The organism is Streptomyces sp. NPDC033845, from assembly GCF_055576225.1.
This window is the reverse complement of record NZ_JBVIRI010000011.1, coordinates 43,835-65,276: the sequence shown is the minus strand read 5'-3', so window position 1 is coordinate 65,276 and position 21,442 is coordinate 43,835. Positions and strand designations below refer to the sequence as shown.

The 21,442-nt window shown below is 73.3% G+C and carries 22 protein-coding genes; 9 read left to right on the top strand and 13 right to left on the bottom strand.

All coding sequences use genetic code 11. The features are described from left to right. Positions 1-15: 15 nt before the first annotated feature. Positions 16-372, bottom strand: coding sequence for a YciI family protein (locus tag ACZ50K_RS23405; RefSeq protein ID WP_468906191.1), 357 nt, complete (start codon positions 370-372; stop codon positions 16-18). 252 nt (positions 373-624) lie between these two features. Further along, the gene (locus ACZ50K_RS23400) at positions 625-1,092 is read right to left on the bottom strand and encodes a MarR family winged helix-turn-helix transcriptional regulator (protein WP_468906189.1); all 468 of its coding nucleotides are present in this window, start codon (positions 1,090-1,092) and stop codon (positions 625-627) included. A 105-nt stretch (positions 1,093-1,197) separates the two neighbouring features. Between ACZ50K_RS23400 and ACZ50K_RS23395 the strand changes: the two genes are divergently transcribed. The 3 genes from ACZ50K_RS23395 to ACZ50K_RS23385 all read left to right on the top strand — a co-directional run bounded on the left by ACZ50K_RS23395 (position 1,198) and on the right by ACZ50K_RS23385 (position 4,332). Beyond that, on the top strand, positions 1,198-1,989 hold the full coding sequence (locus ACZ50K_RS23395) for a dioxygenase family protein (RefSeq protein ID WP_468906186.1): 792 nt from the start codon (positions 1,198-1,200) through the stop codon (positions 1,987-1,989). Between the two features lie 38 nt (positions 1,990-2,027). After that, on the top strand, positions 2,028-2,567 hold the full coding sequence (locus ACZ50K_RS23390) for a DoxX family protein (RefSeq protein ID WP_468906183.1): 540 nt from the start codon (positions 2,028-2,030) through the stop codon (positions 2,565-2,567). A 115-nt stretch (positions 2,568-2,682) separates the two neighbouring features. Then, a complete protein-coding gene (locus ACZ50K_RS23385) occupies positions 2,683-4,332 on the top strand; it encodes a GMC oxidoreductase (protein WP_468906181.1) in 1,650 nt (549 codons plus the stop codon). A gap of 46 nt (positions 4,333-4,378) precedes the next feature. On the opposite strand, the gene ACZ50K_RS23380 is transcribed toward ACZ50K_RS23385, so the two are convergent. The 5 genes from ACZ50K_RS23380 to ACZ50K_RS23360 form a co-directional block, all read right to left on the bottom strand. Beyond that, positions 4,379-4,858, bottom strand: coding sequence for a carboxymuconolactone decarboxylase family protein (locus ACZ50K_RS23380; RefSeq protein WP_468906178.1), 480 nt, complete (start codon positions 4,856-4,858; stop codon positions 4,379-4,381). Continuing rightward, positions 4,858-5,943: an NAD(P)H-dependent amine dehydrogenase family protein gene (locus tag ACZ50K_RS23375; RefSeq protein WP_468906175.1), complete on the bottom strand. Its 1,086-nt coding sequence runs from the start codon at positions 5,941-5,943 to the stop codon at positions 4,858-4,860. Before ACZ50K_RS23375 ends, ACZ50K_RS23380 begins: the two co-directional genes overlap by 1 nt. A 105-nt stretch (positions 5,944-6,048) precedes the next feature. After that, the gene (locus tag ACZ50K_RS23370) at positions 6,049-7,137 is read right to left on the bottom strand and encodes a carboxylate-amine ligase (protein WP_468906173.1); all 1,089 of its coding nucleotides are present in this window, start codon (positions 7,135-7,137) and stop codon (positions 6,049-6,051) included. Positions 7,138-7,261: 124 nt separating this feature from the next. Beyond that, on the bottom strand, positions 7,262-7,690 hold the full coding sequence (locus tag ACZ50K_RS23365) for a hypothetical protein (protein ID WP_468906171.1): 429 nt from the start codon (positions 7,688-7,690) through the stop codon (positions 7,262-7,264). Positions 7,691-7,854: 164 nt separating this feature from the next. Then, positions 7,855-9,255 (bottom strand): NADP-dependent succinic semialdehyde dehydrogenase, encoded by a 1,401-nt coding sequence (locus ACZ50K_RS23360; RefSeq protein WP_468906169.1) that lies wholly within the window; start codon positions 9,253-9,255, stop codon positions 7,855-7,857. A gap of 206 nt (positions 9,256-9,461) precedes the next feature. On the opposite strand from ACZ50K_RS23360, the gene ACZ50K_RS23355 reads away from it, so the two are divergent. Both ACZ50K_RS23355 and ACZ50K_RS23350 read left to right on the top strand, forming a co-directional pair. Next, a complete protein-coding gene (locus ACZ50K_RS23355) occupies positions 9,462-11,261 on the top strand; it encodes an FAD-dependent monooxygenase (protein ID WP_468906166.1) in 1,800 nt (599 codons plus the stop codon). Between the two features lie 158 nt (positions 11,262-11,419). Next, complete coding sequence (locus ACZ50K_RS23350) at positions 11,420-12,091, top strand: HAD family acid phosphatase (protein ID WP_468906164.1); 672 nt, start codon at positions 11,420-11,422, stop codon at positions 12,089-12,091. A 29-nt stretch (positions 12,092-12,120) separates the two neighbouring features. On the opposite strand, the gene ACZ50K_RS23345 is transcribed toward ACZ50K_RS23350, so the two are convergent. Continuing rightward, positions 12,121-12,519, bottom strand: a complete 399-nt coding sequence (locus ACZ50K_RS23345; RefSeq protein ID WP_468906162.1) for a cupin domain-containing protein — start codon at positions 12,517-12,519, stop codon at positions 12,121-12,123. A gap of 103 nt (positions 12,520-12,622) precedes the next feature. On the opposite strand from ACZ50K_RS23345, the gene ACZ50K_RS23340 reads away from it, so the two are divergent. Continuing rightward, positions 12,623-13,261 (top strand): alpha-ketoglutarate-dependent dioxygenase AlkB, encoded by a 639-nt coding sequence (locus tag ACZ50K_RS23340; RefSeq protein ID WP_468906160.1) that lies wholly within the window; start codon positions 12,623-12,625, stop codon positions 13,259-13,261. A gap of 23 nt (positions 13,262-13,284) precedes the next feature. On the opposite strand, the gene ACZ50K_RS23335 is transcribed toward ACZ50K_RS23340, so the two are convergent. The 3 genes from ACZ50K_RS23335 to ACZ50K_RS23325 form a co-directional block, all read right to left on the bottom strand. Beyond that, the gene (locus ACZ50K_RS23335; protein WP_468906157.1) at positions 13,285-14,097 is read right to left on the bottom strand and encodes an SDR family NAD(P)-dependent oxidoreductase; all 813 of its coding nucleotides are present in this window, start codon (positions 14,095-14,097) and stop codon (positions 13,285-13,287) included. Positions 14,098-14,099: 2 nt separating this feature from the next. Continuing rightward, the gene (locus ACZ50K_RS23330; RefSeq protein ID WP_468906154.1) at positions 14,100-15,554 is read right to left on the bottom strand and encodes an MFS transporter; all 1,455 of its coding nucleotides are present in this window, start codon (positions 15,552-15,554) and stop codon (positions 14,100-14,102) included. A 126-nt stretch (positions 15,555-15,680) separates the two neighbouring features. Then, entirely contained in the window at positions 15,681-16,265 is a 585-nt protein-coding gene (locus ACZ50K_RS23325) for a TetR/AcrR family transcriptional regulator (RefSeq protein WP_468906151.1), read from the bottom strand. Between the two features lie 191 nt (positions 16,266-16,456). Between ACZ50K_RS23325 and ACZ50K_RS23320 the strand changes: the two genes are divergently transcribed. Beyond that, a complete protein-coding gene (locus tag ACZ50K_RS23320) occupies positions 16,457-17,284 on the top strand; it encodes an endonuclease I family protein (RefSeq protein WP_468906148.1) in 828 nt (275 codons plus the stop codon). On the opposite strand, the gene ACZ50K_RS23315 is transcribed toward ACZ50K_RS23320, so the two are convergent. Together ACZ50K_RS23315 and ACZ50K_RS23310 are read right to left on the bottom strand one after the other, a co-directional pair. Beyond that, the gene (locus ACZ50K_RS23315) at positions 17,268-17,612 is read right to left on the bottom strand and encodes a hypothetical protein (protein ID WP_468906146.1); all 345 of its coding nucleotides are present in this window, start codon (positions 17,610-17,612) and stop codon (positions 17,268-17,270) included. The two genes, ACZ50K_RS23320 and ACZ50K_RS23315, sit on opposite strands and share 17 nt — an antisense overlap. A gap of 115 nt (positions 17,613-17,727) precedes the next feature. Further along, positions 17,728-18,837: a glycerol dehydrogenase gene (locus ACZ50K_RS23310; RefSeq protein ID WP_468906144.1), complete on the bottom strand. Its 1,110-nt coding sequence runs from the start codon at positions 18,835-18,837 to the stop codon at positions 17,728-17,730. 228 nt (positions 18,838-19,065) lie between these two features. Here ACZ50K_RS23310 and dhaK point away from each other — a divergent pair, with 228 nt between their 5' ends. Continuing rightward, positions 19,066-20,061 (top strand): dihydroxyacetone kinase subunit DhaK, encoded by a 996-nt coding sequence (dhaK, locus tag ACZ50K_RS23305; protein ID WP_468906141.1) that lies wholly within the window; start codon positions 19,066-19,068, stop codon positions 20,059-20,061. Positions 20,062-20,109: 48 nt separating this feature from the next. Next, positions 20,110-21,411, top strand: coding sequence for a dihydroxyacetone kinase subunit DhaL (dhaL, locus tag ACZ50K_RS23300; protein ID WP_468906138.1), 1,302 nt, complete (start codon positions 20,110-20,112; stop codon positions 21,409-21,411). Positions 21,412-21,442: the final 31 nt, after the last annotated feature.

The window sequence follows — 21,442 nt, the reverse complement described above, 5'->3', positions numbered from 1 at the left end:
GTCGCCACGGGCCGGTCAGCCCTCTTCGATCTCGCGGACCTCGCAGGTGACCTGCCACTCCGCGGGGTGGATCTCCAGGAACCGCTTGGCCCATTCCACGGCCTCGGCCTTGTCCTTGGCCTGGATCAGGGAGTAGCCGCCGACGACCTCGCGGGTCTCGGTGAACGGGCCGTCGGTGAACCCGATCCGGCCTTCCGACCAGGTGACCCGGGTGGCTTCGGAGGTGGGCAGCAGTCCGGCCGTGTCCAGCATGACCCCGGCCTTGGTGATCTCCTCGAAGAGGGCGCCCATGCGTTCCTCGAACTCGGGGTGCGGGCCGTCGGCGGGCAGGTTCTGCTCGTCGATGCGGACCAGCGTCAGGAAGCGCGGCATGGTGACTCCTCGGTCGAAGGGCGGGGCCGTTCCCCGCCTCTCACCCCTGCGTCGAACGGCGACCGCCCGGATCGACGGACCCCGGGAAGATTCTTCCGGGAATTCTTCCGCCCCGCCCGCCGTCCGGCCGGAGTGCCGTGCCCGGGGGCCGGACGGAGGATGGACACGAGGCTTTCGCGCACCGCTGCGTTCCGAAGGTGACACGGGAGGTACTTCGCCAAGGGCGGCGGGAACTGGCCCGCCGCGGTCCTCTCAGGTGCCGCCGTGCTCGCGCATCCGGCGGCTGACCTCGCCCAGGCCGTCGGCGACGGCGGTGAGCTGGTCGGGGCTGAGGACGTCGATCAGCAGCTCCCGGACCGCCGCCACATGGCCGGGGGCGGCCGCGACCAGGCGTTCCCGGCCGGTCTCGGTCAGCACGGCGAAGACCCCCCGGACGTCGGAGGGGCAGGTGCGGCGGCGGACCAGGCCGGCCTTCTCCAGTTGGGTGACCTGGTAGGTCAGCCCGCTCTTGGTGTTGATCAGGGCGTCCGCGAGCTCGGTCATGCGCAGCTCGCCCTCGGGCGCGGCGGACAGCCGGACCAGGATCTCGTACTGCGGGTGGGAGAGCCCGGAGTCCACCTTGAGCTGCTGGTCCAGCCGCCGTCCCAGCAGCGCGGAGGCGGCCAGGAAGCCCTTCCAGGCGCGCATCTCTTCCTCGTCGAGCCATCTCGTGTCACCCATGGGTCCAGGATACGGCAGGTTGTTCAAATTCGAATAAGCCTTTAGGGTCATGGTGATGGTTCGAATTTGAACTCAAACCACCGGACCCAGACCCAGGGAGCCGTGATGACCACGCCCGCCGCCGGCCGGATGCCGGCCCTGTTCCTCAGCCACGGCGCGCCCCCGCTGGCCGACGATCCCGTCTGGCCGGGGGAGCTGGCCGCCTGGTCCGCCGGGCTGCCCCGGCCCCGGGCGGTGCTGATGGTCTCCGCCCACTGGGAGGAGGCCCCGCTGGCCGTAGCCGCCACCGAGACGCTCCCGCTGGTCTACGACTTCTGGGGCTTCCCCGAGCACTACTACCGGGTCCGCTACGCCGCCCCGGGCGCCCCGGAGCTCGCCGCCTCGGTCCGCGCCCTGCTGCGCGGCCCCGGCACCCCGGTCCAGGACGTCCCGGACCGGGGGCTCGACCACGGGGCCTACGTCCCGCTGGTGGAGATGTTCCCGGCGGCTGACGTGCCGGTCCTCCAGATCTCCCTGCCCACCCTGGAACCGCGCCGGCTGATGGAGATCGGCCGTCGGCTCGCCCCGCTGCGCGACGAGGGCGTGCTGATCGTCGGCAGCGGCTTCTTCACCCACAACCTGGCCGCCCTGCGGCACACCGGTCCGGGAGTCCCCGGCTGGTCCGCCGAGTTCGACGCCTGGGGCCGGGAGGCCCTCGCCGCCGGGGACGTGGACGCGCTCCTCGACTTCGAGCACGCGGCCCCGGCGGGCCGACTCGCACATCCGCGTACCGAGCATTTCGCCCCGCTTTTCGTCACTCTGGGCGCGGCCGACGCAGCCGGAGACCTGTCCGCCCACCGCACCCCGGTGGACGGCTTCTGGATGGGGCTGGCCAAGCGCTCCGTCCAGTTCGGCTGACCCGCCCGTCCCTCCGTCCCCTCGCAGGAAGAGAACAGATGTCCACCACCAGCTCCCCGCTCCTCGGCACCGGAACCCGTGCCCCGGCCGCCGTGACCCCCTACGACGTGGGTCTGCCGGTGCTCCGGCTGGCCCTCGGCCTGATCATGGCCGTGCACGGGACGCAGAAGCTCTTCAAGTGGTTCGACGGCGGCGGCATCAAGGGCACCGGCGGGTTCTTCAGCCAGGCCGGCTACCCGGCGGGCGAGACCATGGCCGTCATCGCGGGCCTGACCGAGACCCTGGGCGGTCTCGGGCTGATCCTCGGGCTGCTCACCCCGCTGGCCGCCGCCGGAGTCCTCGGGGTCATGATCAACGCGATCAGCACCAAGTGGGCCGGTTCGGTCGTCGGTGCCGAGGGCGTCGAGTTCGAGTCGCTGATCATCGCCGGTGCGATCACCCTCGCGCTCACCGGGCCCGGCCGCTTCGCCGTGGACCGCTACCTCCCGGTGCTCCGGGACCACCGGCTGGTGTACGGCCTGGCCGCGCTGCTGCTCGCCGTGGTCCTCGCGGTTCCGGTTCTGCTGATCCGCAACTGAACACCGCCGAACAAGACCGCTGGTACAGACATAAGTTACTAATCGGTATCTATCGACTTACCTCGCTCGCGGAGTTAGAACTCGTTTCTCTTCCGCCAAGAGTGAGGAAGGTCACATGAGCAACAACACCCCCCGCGAAAAGCGTTCCAACGGTCTTTCCCGCCGTGGATTCCTTGCAGGAACAGGTTCCATTTTTGGAGCCGTGGCCCTGGCCGGCCACGGCTCCGCCGCCTATGCGGGTCAGGCCGTGTCCGCCACCGGCACCCCCATAGCCGGCGGCGACCACGTTCCGGTCCTGATCGTCGGCACCGGCTACGGCGGCTCGGTGGCCGCCCTCCGGCTGGCCCAGGCCGGGGTCGACGTCCACATGATCGAGATGGGCATGGCCTGGGACACCCCCGGACCGGACGGAAAGATCTTCGCCAACACCACCAAGCCCGACTACCGCTCCTTCTGGCTGCGCACCAGGACCAAGCAGCCGCTCAGCAATTTCCTCGGGTTCCCCCTCGACAAGGACGTCCCCCGCTACACGGGCATCCTCGACGCCGAGGAGTTCGCCGGGATCACCGTCTACCAGGGCCGCGGCGTCGGCGGCGGCTCCCTGGTGAACGGCGGCATGGCCGTCACCCCCAAGCGGGAGAACTTCGGCGCCGTACTGCCCTCGGTGGACGCCGACGAGATGTACGGCACCTACTACCCCCGGGCCAACGCCGGCCTCGGTGTCACCCATGTCGACCAGGCCTGGTGGGAGACCGCCCCCTGCTACCAGTACGCCCGGGTCGGCCGCAAGCACGCCCAGCGGTCCGGATTCCCCTTCGTCTTCGTGCCGAACGTGTACGACTGGAACTACATGAAGCAGGAGGAGGCCGGCACCGTCACCAAGTCGGCCCTCGCGGGCGAGGTCATCTACGGCAACAACGCGGGCAAGAAGTCCGTGCAGAAGACCTACCTCGCCGAGGCCGCCGCCACCGGCAAGGTCTCCATCACCCCGCTGCACCGCGTCAACTCGGTGGCCCCGGCCTCCGGCGGCGGCTACACCGTGGTCATCGAGCAGCTGGACACCGCGGGCGCCACCACCGCCATCAAGACCGTCACCGCCGACCGGGTGTTCTTCGCCGCCGGCAGCGTCGGCACCAGCAAGCTGCTGGTCCGCCTCAAGGCCCAGGGCGTCCTGCCGAACCTCAACAACGAGATCGGCAAGGGCTGGGGCGACAACGGCAACGTCATGTGCGGCCGGGCCAACCACATGTGGGACGCCACCGGCAAGCTCCAGGCCTCCATGCCCACCGCGGGCATCGACAACTGGGACGCGGGCGGCGCCTTCGCCGAGGTCGCCCCGCTGCCCACCGGCATCGAGACGTACGCCTCGTTCTACCTGTCCATCACCAAGAACCCGCACCGGGCCGAGTTCACCTGGAACGCCGCCACCGGCAAGGTGGACCTGAGCTGGCAGCAGGCCTGGAAGCAGGACTCCATCAACATGGCGAAGACCATCTTCGACAAGATCAACAAGAAGGAGGGGACGATCTACCGGACGGACCTGTTCGGCAGCAACAAGATCTGGGGCGACCACCTCACCTACCACCCGCTCGGCGGCGCGGTGCTCAACAAGGCCACCGACAACTACGGCCGTCTGCACGGCTACTCCGGCCTGTACGTGATCGACGGTGCGCTGATCCCCGGCAACGCCAGCGTCAACCCGTTCGTCACCATCACGGCCCTCGCCGAACGCAACATCGAGAAGATCATCGCCACCGACCTGTGAGACGGGGCGGGGCCGGCCGGTGCGACCGGCCGGCCCCACCGCGCGTTCACCCGGTGGGCAGCATGCACACGCTGTCGAGCCCCAGGACGTGGTTCAGCCGTCCGAACGCCAGCCACGAGCCGATGCTCATGCTCAGCTCCACGATCTCGACCTGGCTGTAGTGCTCCTTCATCCGGACCCAGAACTCCTCGTCCAGACCGTGGTGGTCCAGGGCGTACCGCTCCGCGTACTCCGCGGCCAGCCGGGTCCGGTCGTCGAACCGCTCCGTGGTCCGCCACTCGGTCACCGCGTCGGCGAACTCCTCCTCGACCTTCTCCCCGTCCCGGTCGGTCCGCCAGTCCAGGCAGAACACACAGCCGTTGATCTGCGCGATGCGCAGCCGGGCCGCCTCGAACTCGCGCAGCCCCAGCGTGGTGTGGGCGTACACGGACAGCGAGAAGTTCGCCGCCGCCATCCCGATCCCGGGGACCATGTCCCCCCACACGTACTCGATCGGATGCTGCCCCTCGGGAATGTCGATCTGCATCAGCTGCTCCTTCCGTAGCTGCCGAAGGCGCCGACCGCGGGCCGGAGCGGGACGTCCAGTGCGTCGTACAGTCCGGGCGCGGCGTCGGCCAGCCAGTCGATCGCGCCGACCAGCCGCCCCACCGCCGTGGCGTTGCCGCCCGCCGAGCGGTTCTCGCCCTCGTCGGAGGCCTCCACCGTCACCTCGATCCGCGGCCGACCCTCCACGATCACCCGGTGCGCCCCCGTGCCGTCCGGCGGCACCGGCCAGTCCGGGGCGCAGGAGGGATGGATCCGGGTCACGTGCTCGATCACGATGCGGGGCTTCCCCCCGACGATCCCCTGGACCTCGAACCGCACCGCGCCCTGGGTTCCGGCCTCGAACTCGCCCATGGTGCGGGTGGTCACCGTGGTCTCCAGCGCACGCCGCTGGAGGGTCTCGCGGATCTCGTCGAGCTCCACGCCCAGCGCCCGGGCCATCAGGCGTATCTGGCCGCCCCACACCATGGTGGGGACGGTCTCGATGAGCATCGGGGCCTGGTAGTCCATGGGCTGGCCCATGCCGATCAGGTACCGGACGGAATCCGGCTGCTCATAGGTGGAGTAGTCGAAGATCTCCTGGCAGCGGATCCCCTCCACCTCGCTGCCCAGCCCGCTGATCAGCAGCGGCAGGACGTCGTTGCCCCAGCCCGGGTCGACCCCGGACACGAAGAGGGAGCCGCCGCCCTCGGCGACCGCCGCCAGCATCGGGTCCCGGAACTCGGGCGGGGCGTTGCGGTGGTCGTAGAGCGGATAGAGGGCGGGGGTGACGACGACGGCCCCGGACCGGATGGCCCGCGCGATGTCGGCGAGGGCCTCGTCGGGCCGGATGTCCCCGGACGCGGCGTACACCACCGCCCGGGGGCCGGCCTCCAGCACGGCGGCGATGTCGTCGGTGGCCGTCACGCCCAAGGCGTGGTCCAGGCCGGCGAGTTCACCGGCGTCACGGCCCACTTTGGCGGGATTGTTGACGAGTACAGCGTTGAGTTTCAGCCTCGGGTGGGCTTCGACGGCGCGTATGGCCGCACGTCCGACGTTGCCGGTACCCCAGACAACCGTGGAAATCATGCGGCGGAGGGTAGCGCGCACCCCTTGCGGTTCCCATACCCGTGAACCGGAAAGGTCCAGGCCTGATCCGGCCGTCCGGTCGGGCGCCGGGCCACCGGCCGGTGGTCAGGGGGCGAGCAGGTCCAGTACGCCACGGTGGCCGTCCGCCGCGAAGGCGCGGCGCTGGCGGTCCGCGCCGTTGCCGAGCCGGAGCAGGTCCTCCACCAGCCCGGTCACGGCGGCCCGGTCGCCGGCGGCCACCAGCGCGGGCGCCACGTGGTCGAGCAGCGCCCCGACCGCGGCCCGGGCACTGACCGGAGTCCCGTCGCCGGGCGCCGGCAGGGTGCCGGACAGGCCGTGCCGGGCGGCGTGCCAGTTCGCCGCGTGCAGCAGCTCCGGGGCGCAGTCCGGTACCGGCATCCCCGCCTCGGACTCCCGCAGCGCGGTGCCGACCAGGGCCCGGACCAGCCCCGCGAACCGGGCCGCGTCCTCGGCGCGCAACTGGACGTCCATGCAGCGCACCTCGACCGTCGGATAGCGGTCGGACAGCCGGGCCTGCCAGTAGAGCTGGCCGGAGTCGATGATGGTCCCGGCCGCGACCAGGGAGCGGATCCGCCGTTCGTGGTCGGGGAGGGAGGCGAACCGCGGCGGCGGCCCGCTGACCGGCCAGCGCCCGAAGACCACGGTGCGCCAGCTGGCGAAGCCGGTGTCGGCGCCGCCCCAGTACGGGGAGTTCGCGGCCATGGCCACCAGGACCGGCAGCCAGATCCGCAGCCGGTTGAGGACCGCGACCCCGTGGGCCCGGTCCGGTACCCCGACGTGCACGTGCATGCCGTTGATCAGCTGTTCCGCCACCAGCTGCGGAGCCTGCTCGGCCATGGCCAGATAGCGGTCGCCGTCGCTCAGGGCGAGCGGGCCGGACCCCGGCAGGGGGGCCGTGCCACAGGCCGCCGGACGGCAGCCGAGCGGCCCGGCCGCCTCCCGGAGCAGCCGGCGCATCCGCAGCAGGTGCCCGGCCACCTCGTCCAGCGAGGTGCACACCGGGGTGGCGATCTCCACCTGGGCGGCCAGCAGCTCCGGCTGGACCTCGCCCTCGCCGAGGTCCGGCCTGCAGTGCGGGGAGGCCGCCGAGCGCACCTTCTCCGCCAGCGGCACCGGCAACCCGGTCCCCGCGTCGAGCAGCACGAACTCTTCCTCGACCCCGACCGTCATCACGCAGGTCACCTACCCGCAGGGCGGCCGGATAAGGCAGGGCGGGACGGTCCTGGCCGGTTCGCGCCCAGCCGCCCGGGCCGGAGCGGGGCACCCGGCCCGCGCCCCGCCCGGCGGCGTCCGGGGGTCAGCCGCACTGCAGGCCGGTCTGGGCACTGGCGACGGCCGTGTCGAGCTTCTGGAGGTCGGGGGTCAGCTTGGTCAGCGCCTCCGAGCCGGTGGTGTCGCCGGGCAGGTCGTCGTAGGCCTTCTTCACGCTGTCGGCCGCGGACTTGATCGCGTCCTTCTGGGCGGCGTTGAACTGCGCGGTGGACTCGGCGACGGTCTTCCAGTCCTCCTGCACCGCGTCGTGCGCGGACTTGATCTGGTCCTTGGTGGCGGTCGCCGGGTCCAGCGCGCGCAACTTCGCGTTGTCGGCCTTGAGTTCGGTCAGACTGCTGCACAGCTGCTTGGTCGCGTCGTCGGTGGGCTCGGCGGCGGACGCCGAGGCGGCCGCACCGGCCAGCAGAAGCGCTGCGGCGGCCGTGCTCACGGCCGTGGCGAGAAGTCGGTTCATCTGCGATGCACCCCTTCGGGAAATCGGGAGAGCGGGAGGCCCGGAGACCGGGGAAGGCGTACCCCCGGTTCAGCCTCCGCTCGTACCAAGCTGGCACAGGGCCCTGCCGCCCGCATCCGCACAGCGGCCCTCCACCCCCGCGCCGGCACCGGCGAAACCGCAGGTCAGGAGGGGTTGGCGGCCTGCCAGACAGTGGTGATGTTGCAGAACTCGCGCATCCCGTGCCCGGACAGTTCGCGTCCGTACCCGGAGCGCTTGACCCCGCCGAAGGGGAATGCGGGGTGCGAGGCCGTCATCCCGTTCACGAAGATCCCGCCGGCCCGCAGGTCCCGCACGCACGCCTCCACATCGGACTCCTGCCGGGTCCACACGTTCGAACTCAGCCCGAAAGGCGTGTGGTTGGCCCGCTTCACCGCCTCCTCCAGACTGTCCACCCGGTAGAGGGTGGCCACCGGCCCGAAGGTCTCCTCCTGGTCCACCCGCATCTCAGGGGTGATCTCGGCGAGCACGGTCGGCTCGTAGAACCAGCCCTGCTCCCGGTCGGCGGGTCGGCCGCCCCCGCAGAGCACGGCGGCGCCGTGCCGGACCGCGTCCTCGACGAGCTCGGCGAGATCGGTGCGGCCCTGCTCGGTGGCCAGCGGGCCCACATCGGTGTCCTCGTCCATCGGATCGCCCACCCGGAGCGCGGCCATGCCCGCCGTGAACCGTTCGGTGAACTCCTCGAACACGTCGCTGTGCACGATGAACCGTTTCGCCGCGATACAGGACTGTCCGTTGTTCTGCACCCGCGCGGTCACCGCGGTGCGGGCCGCCCGGGCGACGTCCGCCGAGGGGAGCACCAGATAGGGGTCGCTGCCGCCCAGTTCCAGGACCGTCTTCTTGACCTCGTCCCCGGCCACCGAGGCCACCGCCCGCCCGGCGGGCTCGCTGCCGGTCAGGGTGGCCGCCGCCACCCGGGGATCGCGCAGGACCCCCTCCACGGCGCCGGAGCCGATCAGCAGGGTCTGGAAGCAGCCGCGCGGATAGCCGGCCCGGTGGAACAGGTCCCCGAGGTAGAGGGCGGTCTGCGGGACGTTCGAGGCGTGCTTGAGCAGTCCGGTGTTGCCGGCCATCAGGGCGGGCGCGGCGAACCGTACGACCTGCCAGAGCGGGAAGTTCCACGGCATGACGGCCAGGACCACGCCCAGCGGCCGGTAGCGGGTCAGGACGGCCGAGGCCCCGCTGTCGCGGACGTCCGCGGCGGCGGGCAGCTCGTCCGCGAGCAGCCCCTCGGCGTGGGCGGCGTACCAGCGCATCGCCTTGACGCACTTGCCGGCCTCGGCGCGGGCCGCGCCGATCGGCTTGCCCATCTCGGTGGTCATGGTGCGGGCGATGTCCTCCAGATCCTCCTCCAGCAGGTCCGCGGCCCGCTCCAGCAGCCGGGTCCGCTCGGCGAACGGGGTGGTGCGGTACGTGTCGAAGGCGGCCGCGGCCTCGGCCAGCCGCTGCTCGACACCGTCGGGCCCGAGCGGCTCGAAGGTGCGCAGGGTCTGTCCGGTCGCGGGGTTCACGGTGGCGATGGGCATGGCTGGGGGTCCTTCCCGGGAAGGGGCCGGCGGTGCGGGGTCCGGGCCGGGCGCCGGTGCCGCCTCCTCGACCGTCCCGCCGGGGGGCCGGGCGCGCAACGCGGGCGTCCGGCCGGGGCCGGTGCAGCGGTGGCCGGGCGGGCGGGGGCGGGCCACCATGGAACGGTCGATCCGTTCGCTCGGGGCCGATCCGGCGGGAGACGCCGATGGCGCACACGGGCACGGACACCGAGGGCGCGGCCGGGGGCACCGCGTCCGGCGGCCACGGGGCGTACGGGACCGAGGTCCTGGTCGCGGGAGCGGGCCCGGTGGGCCTGACGGCGGCCGTGGAGCTGCGCCGGCGCGGGATCCGCTGCCGGCTGGTGGACCGGCTGCCGGCCCGCCCGATGTACGCGAAGGCGGTCGGGGTGCAGCCCCGCACCCTGGAGCTCTGGGACCGGACCGGCCTGGTGGGCGCCGCCCTGGACGCGGCCACCCCCATGTACGGACAGCTGGTCTACGTCAACGGCGCCGAGGTGGCCCGGATGGAGCTGGCCCTGCCGCCCGAGGTGCCGTACGCCTTCGCCGCGCTCCCGCAGTACGAGACCGAGCGCGTCCTGGAGGAGTTCCTGGCCCGCTTCGGCACCCGGATCGAACGCGGCACCGAACTGCGGTCCTTCACCCAGGACGCCGACGGGGTCACCGCCCGGCTGGCCCCGGTGGACGGCGGGCCCGAGGAGGAGGTCCGGGCCCGCTATCTGGTGGGCTGCGACGGCGCCCACAGCAGCGTCCGCAAGGAGCTGGGCCTCGCCTTCGGGGGCGGGGCCTTCCCGGAGGAGTACATGCTGGCCGACGTGGAGCTCGACTGGGACCTCCCGCCCGGCTACGGGGTCCGCTCGATGCACCGGGACGGCGGGGGGCGGGTGGACGACGTGCTGGTCTGCATCCCGCTGCCCGGCCGGGGCCGCTACCGGGTGTCCATGCTGGTGCCGCCCGAACTGTCCGCGGCCCGCTCCGGGGCCGGAGCCGGGGCCGGAGCAGGGTCAGGGTCCGGGTCCGGCGATGGCGGGGGTGCGGCGGCGGACGCGGCGGCGGACGGGGTGGCCCATGGGCTGGAGGGCGGCCGCAGACCCGGACTCCCGCACATCCAGAGCGTCCTCGACCGGCTCTCGCCCCGTCCGGCCACGGCCTCCGCGATGCGCTGGTCCTCGGTGTTCCGGATCAGCCACCGGATCGTGGACCGCTACGCGGCGGGACGGGTCTTCGTCGCCGGGGACGCCGCGCACATCCACCCGCCCACCGGCGCCCAGGGCATGAACACCGGGATCCAGGACGCCTACAACCTGGCCTGGAAGCTGGCCCTGGCGGTGCGGGGGGCAGCCGCGCCCGGTCTGCTGGAGAGCTATGACGCGGAGCGCCGGCCGATCGGTGAGGAGGTGGTGGGCCGCACGGTCCGGAACGCGGCCGAGGGGGTCCACGCCGATCCGGACGACCCGGAGGCGGTGCTGCTGCGCGAGGCCCAGCTGCTGGTGCACTACCGGGACAGCCCGCTGCTGGCCGCCGGTCCGGCGGCGGACCCGGGCCTCTCGGAGCCTGCGGGCGGTCCGGGTCCGGGGGAGCGGGCCCCGGACTGCGCCGGCCTGACCGAACAGATCGCCACCTATCCGCTGCGGCTGTTCGACCTGCTCCGGCAGCAGGACCACGTCCTGCTGCTGCACCGGACCGCGCACACCGGACCGGACGATGCCGGTCTGGTGGAACTGGCCGCGCTGGCCGCGGAGATGTCCCAGGGGCTGGTGGTGACCCGGGTGGTGCTCGGGGAGGGGGCGGAGGTGCCGGCGGGGCTGCCGGTGCCGGTCTGCCGGGACACCGCCGGGGAGTTCGCCCGGCTCTACCGGTCCCGGGGCGGAACGGCCTTCCTGATCCGCCCGGACGGCTACCTGGGCGCCCGCCTCCACCCGCCCACCGGACCCGCGCTGGCGGCCGCGCTCGCCCGGGTGTTCACCGCCCGGCGGCGCCCGGCCTGAGCCGCCGGACGGGCCGGCCGATCCGCCCGCGGGCACGGGACGATCCGTGGGGTGTCACCGGAGATCCACCAAAAGTTTCCTACCGGCCAGTAGACATCCGGCCCCTTCATGCCGAGGCTTGGCCATGTCCATGCCACCGCATGTCATTGGAGACACCCATGCGCACCCTCCGCATCCGGATGCCCCGACCCGCCGCCACCGCCGCCACCGCGGTCGCCGCAGCGGCGGTCCTCGCCCTCCTCCCGACGGCCGCCGCCGAGGCCGCCCCCGCGCCGACCGCCGCCCCCGCGGCCAAGGCCTCGGCCCCGGGCGGCAACGCCGCCATCCTGGGCATCGACTACGGAGCCTGGCAGCGCGACGTGTCCGCGGTGGTGGACGTGGCCCGCCCGTACGTCGAACAGCGCATCGCCGCCTCGCCCGCGGGCGAGAGGCCGGCCATCGTCCTCGACATCGACAACTCCTCGCTGGAGACGGACTTCCACTACTTCTGGACGTTCCCGACCCCGGCCATCGCCAAGATCCGCGACCTGACCCGCTACGCGCACGACCGCGGTGTGGCGATCTTCTTCGTCACCGCCCGCCCCGGCATCATCCAGTCGCTGACGAACTACAACCTCAAGGCGGTGGGCTACCCGGTCTCCGGTCTGTACGTCCGCGACCTGCCCGACCTCTTCGAGGAGGTCAGTGCCTACAAGACGGCCAAGCGCGCGGAGATCGAGGCCCGCGGATACACGATCATCGCGAACATCGGCAACAAGCAGAGCGACCTGGTCGGCGGCCACGCCGAGCGCACCTTCAAGCTGCCGGACTACGACGGCAAGCTCTCCTAGCACCTGCTCCGGGGGGGCAGGACCTGCTCTCAGGGGTCGACGGGGTCGACGGGGTCGATGGGGTTGACGGAGGTGAGCAGCACCGCCGTATCCGTCAGCGCCGTCACCGAGTGGCGGGTGTCCGGCAGCAGGAACAGCGCTCCCTCCGGCAGGTCCACCGCCTCCCCGTCCGTGGTCACCCGGGCCGATCCCCGCAACACCTGGAGCGATGCCGCGGGCGGTCCGGTGTGCTCGCCGAGCCGGGTGCCGGCGGCGAGCCCGATCACCGACTGGCGCAGTGGGGCCTCCCGCAGGATCAGCCGGGCGCTGCGCCCGTGGCCGTCGGCCCGGGCGGCGGAGATCCGTTCCTCGGCGAGTTCGCCGAGGCCGAGCCGTTCACCGGCCGCGCGCTGGGCCGTGCTGCTGTGCGGCCGGATGCGTCCGTCCATCGTCCGCTCCACTCGCTCGGGAGTTCACTGACGCGCGGCTGCCCGGGGCGCCCCCGCCCAAACCTATTCGTGCACGCGTTCGAATGAGGCGTACGCTGGGAGCATGCACGCACCGCACGCACCGCTGCAGGGCTCCCTGTTCGACCAGACCGACGCGCCGGCCCTCGGCCCGCTGACCGGGACGGTCCGCCGGGAGCTGGGCCGGGGCGCCTGGCTGGACCGGCTCCCGGGCTGGCTCGACGGCTCGGACGGGCTGTTCGAACAGCTGGCCGCCGAGGTGCCGTGGCGGGCGGAACGCCGCCGGATGTACGACCAGGACGTGGACGTGCCGAGGCTGCTCGCCTTCTACGGCGCCGACGACCACCTGCCGCACCCCGTCCTGACCGAGGCCCGCGACGCACTCTCCGCGCACTACGCCGCCGAACTCGGGGAGCCCTTCGTGACCGCCGGCCTCTGCTTCTACCGGGACGGCCGCGACAGCGTCGCCTGGCACGGCGACCGCACCGGCCGCTCCTCCACCGAGGACACCATGGTGGCCATCCTCTCCGTCGGAGACCCCCGGGACCTGGCCCTGCGCCCCCGGGGCGGCGGCCCGGCCGCCCTCCGGCTGCCGCTGGGCCACGGGGACCTCGTCGTGATGGGCGGCTCCTGCCAGCGCACCTGGGAACACGCCGTCCCCAAGTCCGGCCGCGCCGTCGGCCCGCGCATCAGCATCCAGTTCCGCCCCCACGGCGTCCGCTGACCCACCCGGCCCCGGGCGCACGCTCAGGCCGAGGCCCCGCCGTCGATGACCAGGTCGGTGCCGACCACCGAACCGGCGGCGTCCGAGGCGAGGTAGAGGACGGCCGCCGCGACCTCGGCGCCGGAGGAGATCCGGCCCAGCGGGGACTCGTCCTTGATCCGCTCCGCGCGGTCGGCCTCGGTCTCGCCGGGCCGCAGGGACATCGAGGACTCGGACGGGCCGGGGCTGACCGCGTTGATCCGGACGCCGTCGCCGATGTGGTCGATCGCGGCCGCCCGGGTCAGCGCGGACACCGCCGCCTTGGTGACCGCGTACCCGGCCACGCCCGGGATCCGCAGGTGCGCGCCCAGGTTGGAGGAGATGTTGACGATGGCGCCGCCGCCGTGCGCCCGCATGTGCGCCACCTGGGCCTGAAGGGACAGCAGGACGCCGGTCACATTGGTGTCGAGGAGGGTCCGCCAGTCCTCCTCGGCGAGGTCGGCGACCGGACCGCCGCCCCGGAACACCCCGGCGTTGTTGACGGCGATGTCGAGCCGGCCGAACCGCTCCACGGCCGCCCGGACGAGCTCCCGTACGTCCTCGGCGCGGCTCACGTCGGCGGTACGGGCCGCCGCGGTGCCCCCGGACCGTTCGATCAGGGCCGCGGTCTCCGCCAGCGGCTCGGCGCTCCGGCCGGCCACCAGGACGTTCGCCCCCTCGGCGGCGAACGCGAGGGCGATCGCCCGGCCGAGCCCGGACCCGCCTCCGGTGACCAGGGCGGTACGCCCGGCGAAGCGGGGAGCGGCGGCAATGGCAGTGGTGGCAGAGGCGGCAGTGGTGGTTGTGGTGGTGGTCATGGTCACTCCTCGGAGTAGGACGGGACGGACGGGACGGACGGGACGGGGGAAGGGCGGTGGGACAGGGCCCGGGACGGCGCGGGCGCCGGCGCCGGCGCCGGTGGGTAGGGGCGGGTGCGGGTGGCCAGTGAGACGGCGGCGAGGGCGGTGAAGAGCAGGGCGGCCCCGGCCAGTGCGGCGGTGTCGCCGCCCAGGGCCAGCAGCAGGGCGAACAGCACCGTGGCCCCGGCCTCCATGGCCGTGTTGAGCACCCCGCCGGCCAGCCCGGACTGCCGCCCCGGCACCCCGGCGGTGGCCAGGACCGCGGCCCCGGCGAAGGCCAGGGCGCCCCCGGCGGGCAGCAGCACCAGTCCGGGCAGCAGCGAGGAGGCGTAGGGCAGTCCGGGATCGAAGCCGGTGGCCGCCAGCAGTCCCAGGCCCACCGCGCCCAGGGCGAACCCGGCGCCGGTGGTCCGGGCGGGGCCGAAGCGGCCGATCAGCCGGGGTGCCGCCCGGCCCGCGCCCAGCAGGGCGACGGCGAACGGCAGGAAGGCGGCGGAGGTGACCAGGGCCGAGTAGCCGCGCTGCTGCTGGAGGGCCAGCGAGAGCAGGACGAACACGGTGGCGGTCCCCGCCGCGGCGCAGGCGATCGAGGCCAGGCCGAGACCGCGCCGACGGTCGGTGAGGAAGCCCGGCGGGAGCAGCGGGTCGGGCCGCCGTCGTTCCACCGCGGGGAACACTGCCAGCAGGACGGTGCCGGCCAGCAGCGGTACCAGGACCGCGGTCGAGGCCCAGGAGCGGTCCTCGGTGAGGACCAGTCCGGTGCCGGTCAGGGTGATTCCGGCGGTGGCGAGCAGGGCGCCCGGCAGGTCCGGGGCGCGGCCCGGGTCCGGGGGAGCGGGGGGCAGCAGCCGGTGTCCGAGCGGTAGTGCCAGCGCCGCCACGAGCACCGGTACGGCGAAGGTCCAACGCCAGGACAGCAGGGCGGAGATGACCCCGGACAGCAGGTTCCCGGCGGTGGCGCCGAGCACCGACAGTCCGCCCCAGGTGGCCATGGCCCGCGCATGGTCGGCCGGTCCGGGGTAGAGGGTCCGCAGGATCGCCATCGCGGCCGGGGCGACCGCGGCCGCGCCGATGCCCTGGGCGAACCGGGCGGCGAGCAGCGCCTCGTAGGCGGGGGCGAGGGCGGCGAGCAGGGAGGCGGTGCCGAACAGCGCCAGTCCGGCGCCGAGGGCGGGGCGGCCGCCGTACCGGTCGGCGAGTCGTCCGCCGTAGAGCAGCAGTCCGGCGAAGGACAGGCCGTAGGCGGCCGTCAGCAGGATCAACTCGGTGCGGTCCAGGCTGAATTCGGCGCCGATCCGGGGCAGCGGCACGGCCACCGAGGCCAGGGTGAAGATCAGTACCACCTGCACGGTGCCCAGCAGCGCGAATCCGGCCCCGGGCCCCCGGAGGGTCTTCCGGGTCGTCACTTTCCTCATCCCCCGTTCGTTTGCTTCGAGATTTGATTCGAGACTGAACATTCCAGAATCAAGGCACGGCCCGGTCCGCCCCCGGATGCCGGCCGGCCGGGCGGGCCCGGCACGGCCGCCGTCGCCGGATTCCGGTCAGTCCAGCAGGGCGAGGGCCTGTTCGGCCGCGTCCCGGACCCTTGCCGGGTCGGCCGAGGACTTGCCGACCACCCGGATCCCCTGGAGCAGTACCAGCAGCATCCGGGCCAGCGCCCGCGGGTCGCGGTCCGCCGGGATCTCGCCCTGTGCCCGGGCCCGGACCAGCGCCGAGTGCAGCGGGGTCTCCAGCGCGTCCCAACTGCGTTCCACCATCCGGTTGGCGGCCGGATCGTGCGGTCCCAGCTCGGCCGCCGTGTTGGTGACCAGGCAGCCGAGCAGTCTGGTCCCGTCGGTGCTCGCCTCGGCGGCGAACCGCCGGACCAGCTCGCGCACGGCGGGCAGGGCCGGTCCCGGCTGGGAGAGTTCGGCGACCAGGGGCGGGTTGCGGTCCTCGCCGTAGCGGTCGAGGGCCTTCAGGTACAGATCGTGCTTGCTGCCGAAGGTGGCGTAGAGGCTGGCCCGTCCGATCCCCAGGTGTTCGACCAGGTCCGCGAGGCTCGTCTCGGCGTAGCCGCGCCGCCAGAACAGCTCCAGTGCCGCCAGCAGTACCGCGTCCGGGTCGAATTCCTTGGTCCTGGCCATGAGGTGAATCCTAGATCGTTCTGGAACGGTCGGTCAAGTATGGATCTCGGTTACCTCTCGGGGGTTTCAGGATCCGCGTGTTCGACATGTGGTCTTCATCTGTACGGCACATGACAATGTGAGCCTCGCTCTGCCACCTGACATCCCGCCAACTCCACTGGTGGGAGCGGTGCGTGTGTAGGGACCCCCACATGAAGAGAATCCCCCGCCGGACGCCCTGGGCCGTCGGCGTGGCGGCGACCGCCGCCCTCCTGCTCCTCCTCCCGGTGTCCGCCGAGGCGACCCCGGCCGACTCCGGCGCCCCCACCGCCGCGGCCGGCGCCCGGGCCGCGGCCCTCGACACGTACTACGCGCCGGCCGAGGGCAAGACCGGCGCCGCGCTCAGGTCGGCGCTGCACGGCATCATCAAGAACCAGTCCCGGGTCAGCTACGACGGTGTCTGGAACGCGCTGAAGGTCACCGACCAGGACCCCGCGAACGCCAACAACGTCATCCTGCTCTACTCCGGCCGCTCCCAGTCCAAGTCCACCAACGGCGGCGGGGTCAACGACTGGAACCGCGAGCACGTGTGGGCGAAGAGCCACGGCGACTTCGGCACCGCCACCGGCCCGGGCACCGACCTGCACCACCTGCGCCCCGAGGACGTCACGGTCAACAGCACGCGCGGCAACAAGGACTTCGACAACGGCGGCTCCGCCGTCTCCGAGGCCCCCGGAAGCCGCACCGACGCCGACTCCTTCGAGCCCAGGAACGCGGTCAAGGGAGATGTGGCCCGGATGCTGCTCTACATGGCCGTCCGCTACGAGGGCGGCGACGGCTTCGCGAACCTGGAGATGAACGACCGGGTCAACAACGGCTCGGCGCCCACCCACGGCCGGATCAGCGTGCTGAAGCAGTGGCATCTGCAGGACCCGCCGGACGCCTTCGAGCAGCGCCGCAACCAGGTCATATTCGACAGCTACCAGCACAACCGGAACCCGTTCATCGACCACCCGGAGTGGGTCAGCTCCATCTGGTAGCCGTCGCGGCGAGCACCGTGCCGACCGAGCCCACCAGGAACGCCGTACGCAGCCCCGGCCGACCGGAGTCCACCAGCGCGTCCTGGAGCCGCCCCGCCCAGCGGGCGGTGGCGGCCGGCCCGGCCGGCCGGGCGGCGGGCTCCTCCGGCCCGGCCGCCCGCCCCTCGGACCGCCCCTCCGCCGCCGCCGCCGACTCCGCCGACTCCACCGACTCCACCGAATCCGCCGGTGGCTCCGCCACCCGGGCCGGGGCGCAGCGAGGGCAGTCCTCGTCGTGGGGCGAGTTCCAGTAGGCGCCGTCCAGTACGGCGTATCTCACGTTGTCCACGCCCCGTCCAACCCGCCGCCGGGGCCTCCGGCAACGGCCCGCCCCGGGATGTGACCGGACCGGTATCCGAGGGCGGGCCGGCGGGTGCCGGGCCGACAGGGCGCGGGGCGCCGGGTCAGCGGGCGGTGGCCCGCGCGTAGGAGTCCCCGGCGATCAGCGCGTCCGCCACCATCTCCGGGCTCACCGCGAACGGCATGTTGTGCGTGGTCTCGCCCTCGACCGTGGCGGCCCGCCCGATGGCGAGCAGTTCCTCCCGGCCCGCGTCGCCCAGCCCCACCTCGGCCAGGGTGGTGGGCAGTCCGACCGCCCGGCTGAACTTCAGATAGGTGTCCAGCTCCTCCGTGGGGGCGCCCTCCAGGACCAGCTGGGCGAGGGTCCCGATGTTGACCTTCTCGCCGTGCATCATTCCGTGCGTGCGGTGCGACACCGTCAGCCCGTTGTGGATGCCGTGCGCGGCCGCCAGCCCGCAGGACTCGAAACCGAGCCCGGACAGCAGGGTGTTGGCCTCGGTCACCTTCTCCAGCGCCGGGGTGACCACATGGGCCTCGGCGGCCAGCCGGGCCTGCGGCCCGTACTCCATCAGCGTCTCCCAGCACAGCCGCGCCAGGCTCAGCGAGGCCCCGGTGGCCAGTCCGCCCGCCATCGCGGTCCGGTTCGCCGCCACGCACACCCGCGCCTCGTACCAGGTGGCCAGTGCGTCACCCATCCCGGACACCAGGAACCGGCTCGGGGCGGCGGCCACCAGCGCCGTGTCCACCAGCACCAGGTTCGGGTTCCGGCGGAAGAAGGAGTACCGCTCGAAGGCGCCCTCCTCCGTGTAGATGACGGCCAGGGCGCTGGTCGGGGCGTCCGTGGAGGCCACCGTGGGGGCACTCACCACGGCGATGTCCCCGAGGGCGTGCCCGACCGCCTTGGCCGTGTCGATCGCCGTGCCGCCGCCGATCCCGATCACCACGTCCGCACCGGCGGCCGAGGCCGCCGCCGCGACCCGGTCGATCTCCTTCCGGGTGCACAGCCCGCCGAAGACCTCCTTGGTCAGCTTCACCGCCGAGCCGGCCAGGGAGTCGCTCACCGCGCCGTCCACGAATCCCCAGACTCCGGAGTCCGCCAGGACCAGGGCGTTCTGCCCCAGCGGGGCCACGTGCTCACCGAGATCGTGCATGGCGCCCGCCCCCTGCACGTACTTCGGCGGGCTGATCATCATTCGCGTTCCGGTGCTCTTCACGACGGATCCTCAATTCCCAAGCGCTTCGCATTCGGGCGCCGAACCGGTCGGTCCGGCATCCCGATTCATACCTATCACGCGGAATCGGGAAATAGGGCGACCCGGCGGGTCCCCTCCTGAACAGGCCTTTCCGCGCCTGGATACGGGACCAACGGCCCGCTCCGGCCCCCACCCGGAGCGGCGTAGTTTTCAAGCCACAGGTCCGCATTCCACATTCAGGAGACCCGCGTGAAGAAGCTCATCAATTCCCCGGAAAGCGTCGTGGTGGACGCCCTGCGCGGAATGGCCGCGGCGCATGCGGGTCTGGTCGTCGACGCCGAGGCGGGCATCGTCACGCGGGCGGGCGGGACCCCGGCCGGGAAGGTCGCCCTGCTGTCCGGCGGCGGCAGTGGGCACGAGCCGCTGCACGCCGGGTTCGTCGGCCCCGGCATGCTGGCCGGCGCGGTCGCCGGACCGGTGTTCACCTCCCCGGTCCCGGACACCATCGCGCGCGCCACCGCCGCGGTGGACGCCGGGGCGGGCGTCCTGCACATCGTCAAGAACTACACCGGGGACATCCTCAACTTCACGATGGCCGCCGAGGACGCCGAGGACGAGGGCATCACGGTGGAGCAGGTGGTCGTGGACGACGACGTGGCCGTCGCCGCGGACGCCGGCGGACCCGGCCGGCGCGGCACCGGCGCCACCCTGTTCGTGGAGAAGATCGCGGGCGCGCTCGCCGAGGAGGGCGCCCCGCTCGCCGCGGTGGCCGCGGTGGCCCGCAAGGTCAACGCGAACTCCCGGAGCTTCGGAGTGGCCCTCAGCTCCTGCACCACCCCGGCCAAGGGCAGCCCCAACTTCGCGCTCGGCGCCGACGAGATCGAGCTGGGCATCGGCATCCACGGCGAACCGGGACGCGAGCGCCGCCCCCTGATGAGCGCCGCGGACACCTGCGGGGCGATGCTCGACGCCATCCTGGAAGACCTCCCGGAGGCCGCCGGCGCACCGGTGATCGCCCTGGTCAACGGCCTGGGCGGAACCCCGCCGATCGAGCTGTACGTGATGCGGGCCGAGCTGGAGCGCCAGCTCGCCGCCCGGGGCGTCACCGTGGCCCGGTCCCTGGTCGGCTCCTACGTCACCAGCCTGGACATGGCCGGCTGCACCCTCACCCTCTGCCGGGCCGACGAGGAACTCCTCCGGCTGTGGGACGCGCCGGTGGACACGCCCGCCCTCCACCGGTCCTGACCGGTCCCCCCACCGCCCCCCGGCCCCGCCCGTTCAGAGGAGTACCCCGTGGACACCAGCACGATCCCCGCCCAGCCCCGCCCCCAGGCCCCCGCCGAAGCGGCCCCGGCCGCCGACCCCGCCCGGGCCCTCGCCGAACCCGCCCTGGACACCGCCTGCTTCCGGCGCTGGCTCGCCGAGTCCACCCGCCTGGTCCGCCGCGACGCCGCCCGGCTCACCGAGCTCGACGCCGTGATCGGCGACGGCGACCACGGCGCGAACCTGGTACGGGGCTTCGGCGCGGCCGCCGAAGCGGTGGCGGCCCAGCGGCCCGCCACCCCCGGCGCCCTGCTCACGCTGGCCGGGTCCACCCTCACCAACACGGTGGGCGGCGCCTCCGGCCCGCTGTTCGGCACCGCACTGCGCCGGGCCGGCAAGACCCTCGGGGAGACCGGTGTACCGACCGCCGCGGAACTGGGCCGGGCCCTGGAGGCCGGGCTCCGTTCCGTACGCAAGCTCGGCGGGGCCGAACCCGGAGACGCGACCATGGTGGACGCGCTGGACCCGGCGGTGGCCGCGCTGCTCGGCGCCGCCGAGGCGGGCCGCCCGCTCCCCGAGGCGCTGGCGGAGGCGGCTCGGGCGGCCCGCGAGGGCGCCGACCGGACCGCCGGACTCCAGGCCCGCAAGGGCCGCGCCTCCTATCTCGGCGCCCGCAGCATCGGCCACCAGGACGCGGGGGCCAACTCGATCGCCCTGCTGATGGAGGCCCTGAGCACGGCCGCCGACCCGGCGGCCGCCGTCGAAGACCTCCTGGAGGCCGTGGTCGAGGCCGGTTCCGAGGCCGGTTCCGAGGCCGGTTCCGAGGCCGGTTCCGAGGTTGAGGCCGAGACTGCGGGACCGGCCGCCGCCCGCACCGAACCCGCCGCCCCCGCAGAGCCGGCCGGCGCGACCGCCACCGCGACCGCCACCGGCCGGGTCGGCGTCGTCCTCGTCTCGCACAGCCGCGCGGTCGCCGAGTCCGTCGCCGATCTGGCCCGTACCCTCCTCGGAGCGCTCGACCCGGGCCCGCTGGCGTTGGCCGGCGGCACCCGCGACGGGGGCATCGGCACCAGCGCCGAACTGGTCCTGGCCGCCGCCCGGAAGGTGGACGAGGGCGCGGGCGTGGCCGTGCTGTGCGACATGGGCAGCGCGGTCCTCACCCTGAAGTCCCTGCTGGCCGACCCCGCCTCGGGGCTGCCCGCCGACACCCGCATCGTGGACGCCCCCTTCCTGGAGGGTGCCGTGGCCATCACCCTGACCGCCGCCCTGGGTTCGGCCCTGCCGGACGTCCTCCTCGCCGCCGAGGACGCCCGCACCTACCGCAAGGCATAACGGCCCGGGAGCGTCCCCGGTCCGTTTCATA

Coding starts and splice junctions, on each gene's coding strand:
- ACZ50K_RS23405 (WP_468906191.1), bottom strand. CDS start 372: ATGCCGCGCTTCCTGACGCTGGTCCGCATCGACGAGCAGAACCTGCCC.
- ACZ50K_RS23400 (WP_468906189.1), bottom strand. CDS start 1,092: ATGGGTGACACGAGATGGCTCGACGAGGAAGAGATGCGCGCCTGGAAG.
- ACZ50K_RS23395 (WP_468906186.1), top strand. CDS start 1,198: ATGACCACGCCCGCCGCCGGCCGGATGCCGGCCCTGTTCCTCAGCCAC.
- ACZ50K_RS23390 (WP_468906183.1), top strand. CDS start 2,028: ATGTCCACCACCAGCTCCCCGCTCCTCGGCACCGGAACCCGTGCCCCG.
- ACZ50K_RS23385 (WP_468906181.1), top strand. CDS start 2,683: ATGAGCAACAACACCCCCCGCGAAAAGCGTTCCAACGGTCTTTCCCGC.
- ACZ50K_RS23380 (WP_468906178.1), bottom strand. CDS start 4,858: ATGCAGATCGACATTCCCGAGGGGCAGCATCCGATCGAGTACGTGTGG.
- ACZ50K_RS23375 (WP_468906175.1), bottom strand. CDS start 5,943: ATGATTTCCACGGTTGTCTGGGGTACCGGCAACGTCGGACGTGCGGCC.
- ACZ50K_RS23365 (WP_468906171.1), bottom strand. CDS start 7,690: ATGAACCGACTTCTCGCCACGGCCGTGAGCACGGCCGCCGCAGCGCTT.
- ACZ50K_RS23360 (WP_468906169.1), bottom strand. CDS start 9,255: ATGCCCATCGCCACCGTGAACCCCGCGACCGGACAGACCCTGCGCACC.
- ACZ50K_RS23355 (WP_468906166.1), top strand. CDS start 9,462: ATGGCGCACACGGGCACGGACACCGAGGGCGCGGCCGGGGGCACCGCG.
- ACZ50K_RS23350 (WP_468906164.1), top strand. CDS start 11,420: ATGCGCACCCTCCGCATCCGGATGCCCCGACCCGCCGCCACCGCCGCC.
- ACZ50K_RS23345 (WP_468906162.1), bottom strand. CDS start 12,519: ATGGACGGACGCATCCGGCCGCACAGCAGCACGGCCCAGCGCGCGGCC.
- ACZ50K_RS23340 (WP_468906160.1), top strand. CDS start 12,623: ATGCACGCACCGCACGCACCGCTGCAGGGCTCCCTGTTCGACCAGACC.
- ACZ50K_RS23335 (WP_468906157.1), bottom strand. CDS start 14,097: ATGACCACCACCACAACCACCACTGCCGCCTCTGCCACCACTGCCATT.
- ACZ50K_RS23330 (WP_468906154.1), bottom strand. CDS start 15,554: ATGAGGAAAGTGACGACCCGGAAGACCCTCCGGGGGCCCGGGGCCGGA.
- ACZ50K_RS23325 (WP_468906151.1), bottom strand. CDS start 16,265: ATGGCCAGGACCAAGGAATTCGACCCGGACGCGGTACTGCTGGCGGCA.
- ACZ50K_RS23320 (WP_468906148.1), top strand. CDS start 16,457: ATGAAGAGAATCCCCCGCCGGACGCCCTGGGCCGTCGGCGTGGCGGCG.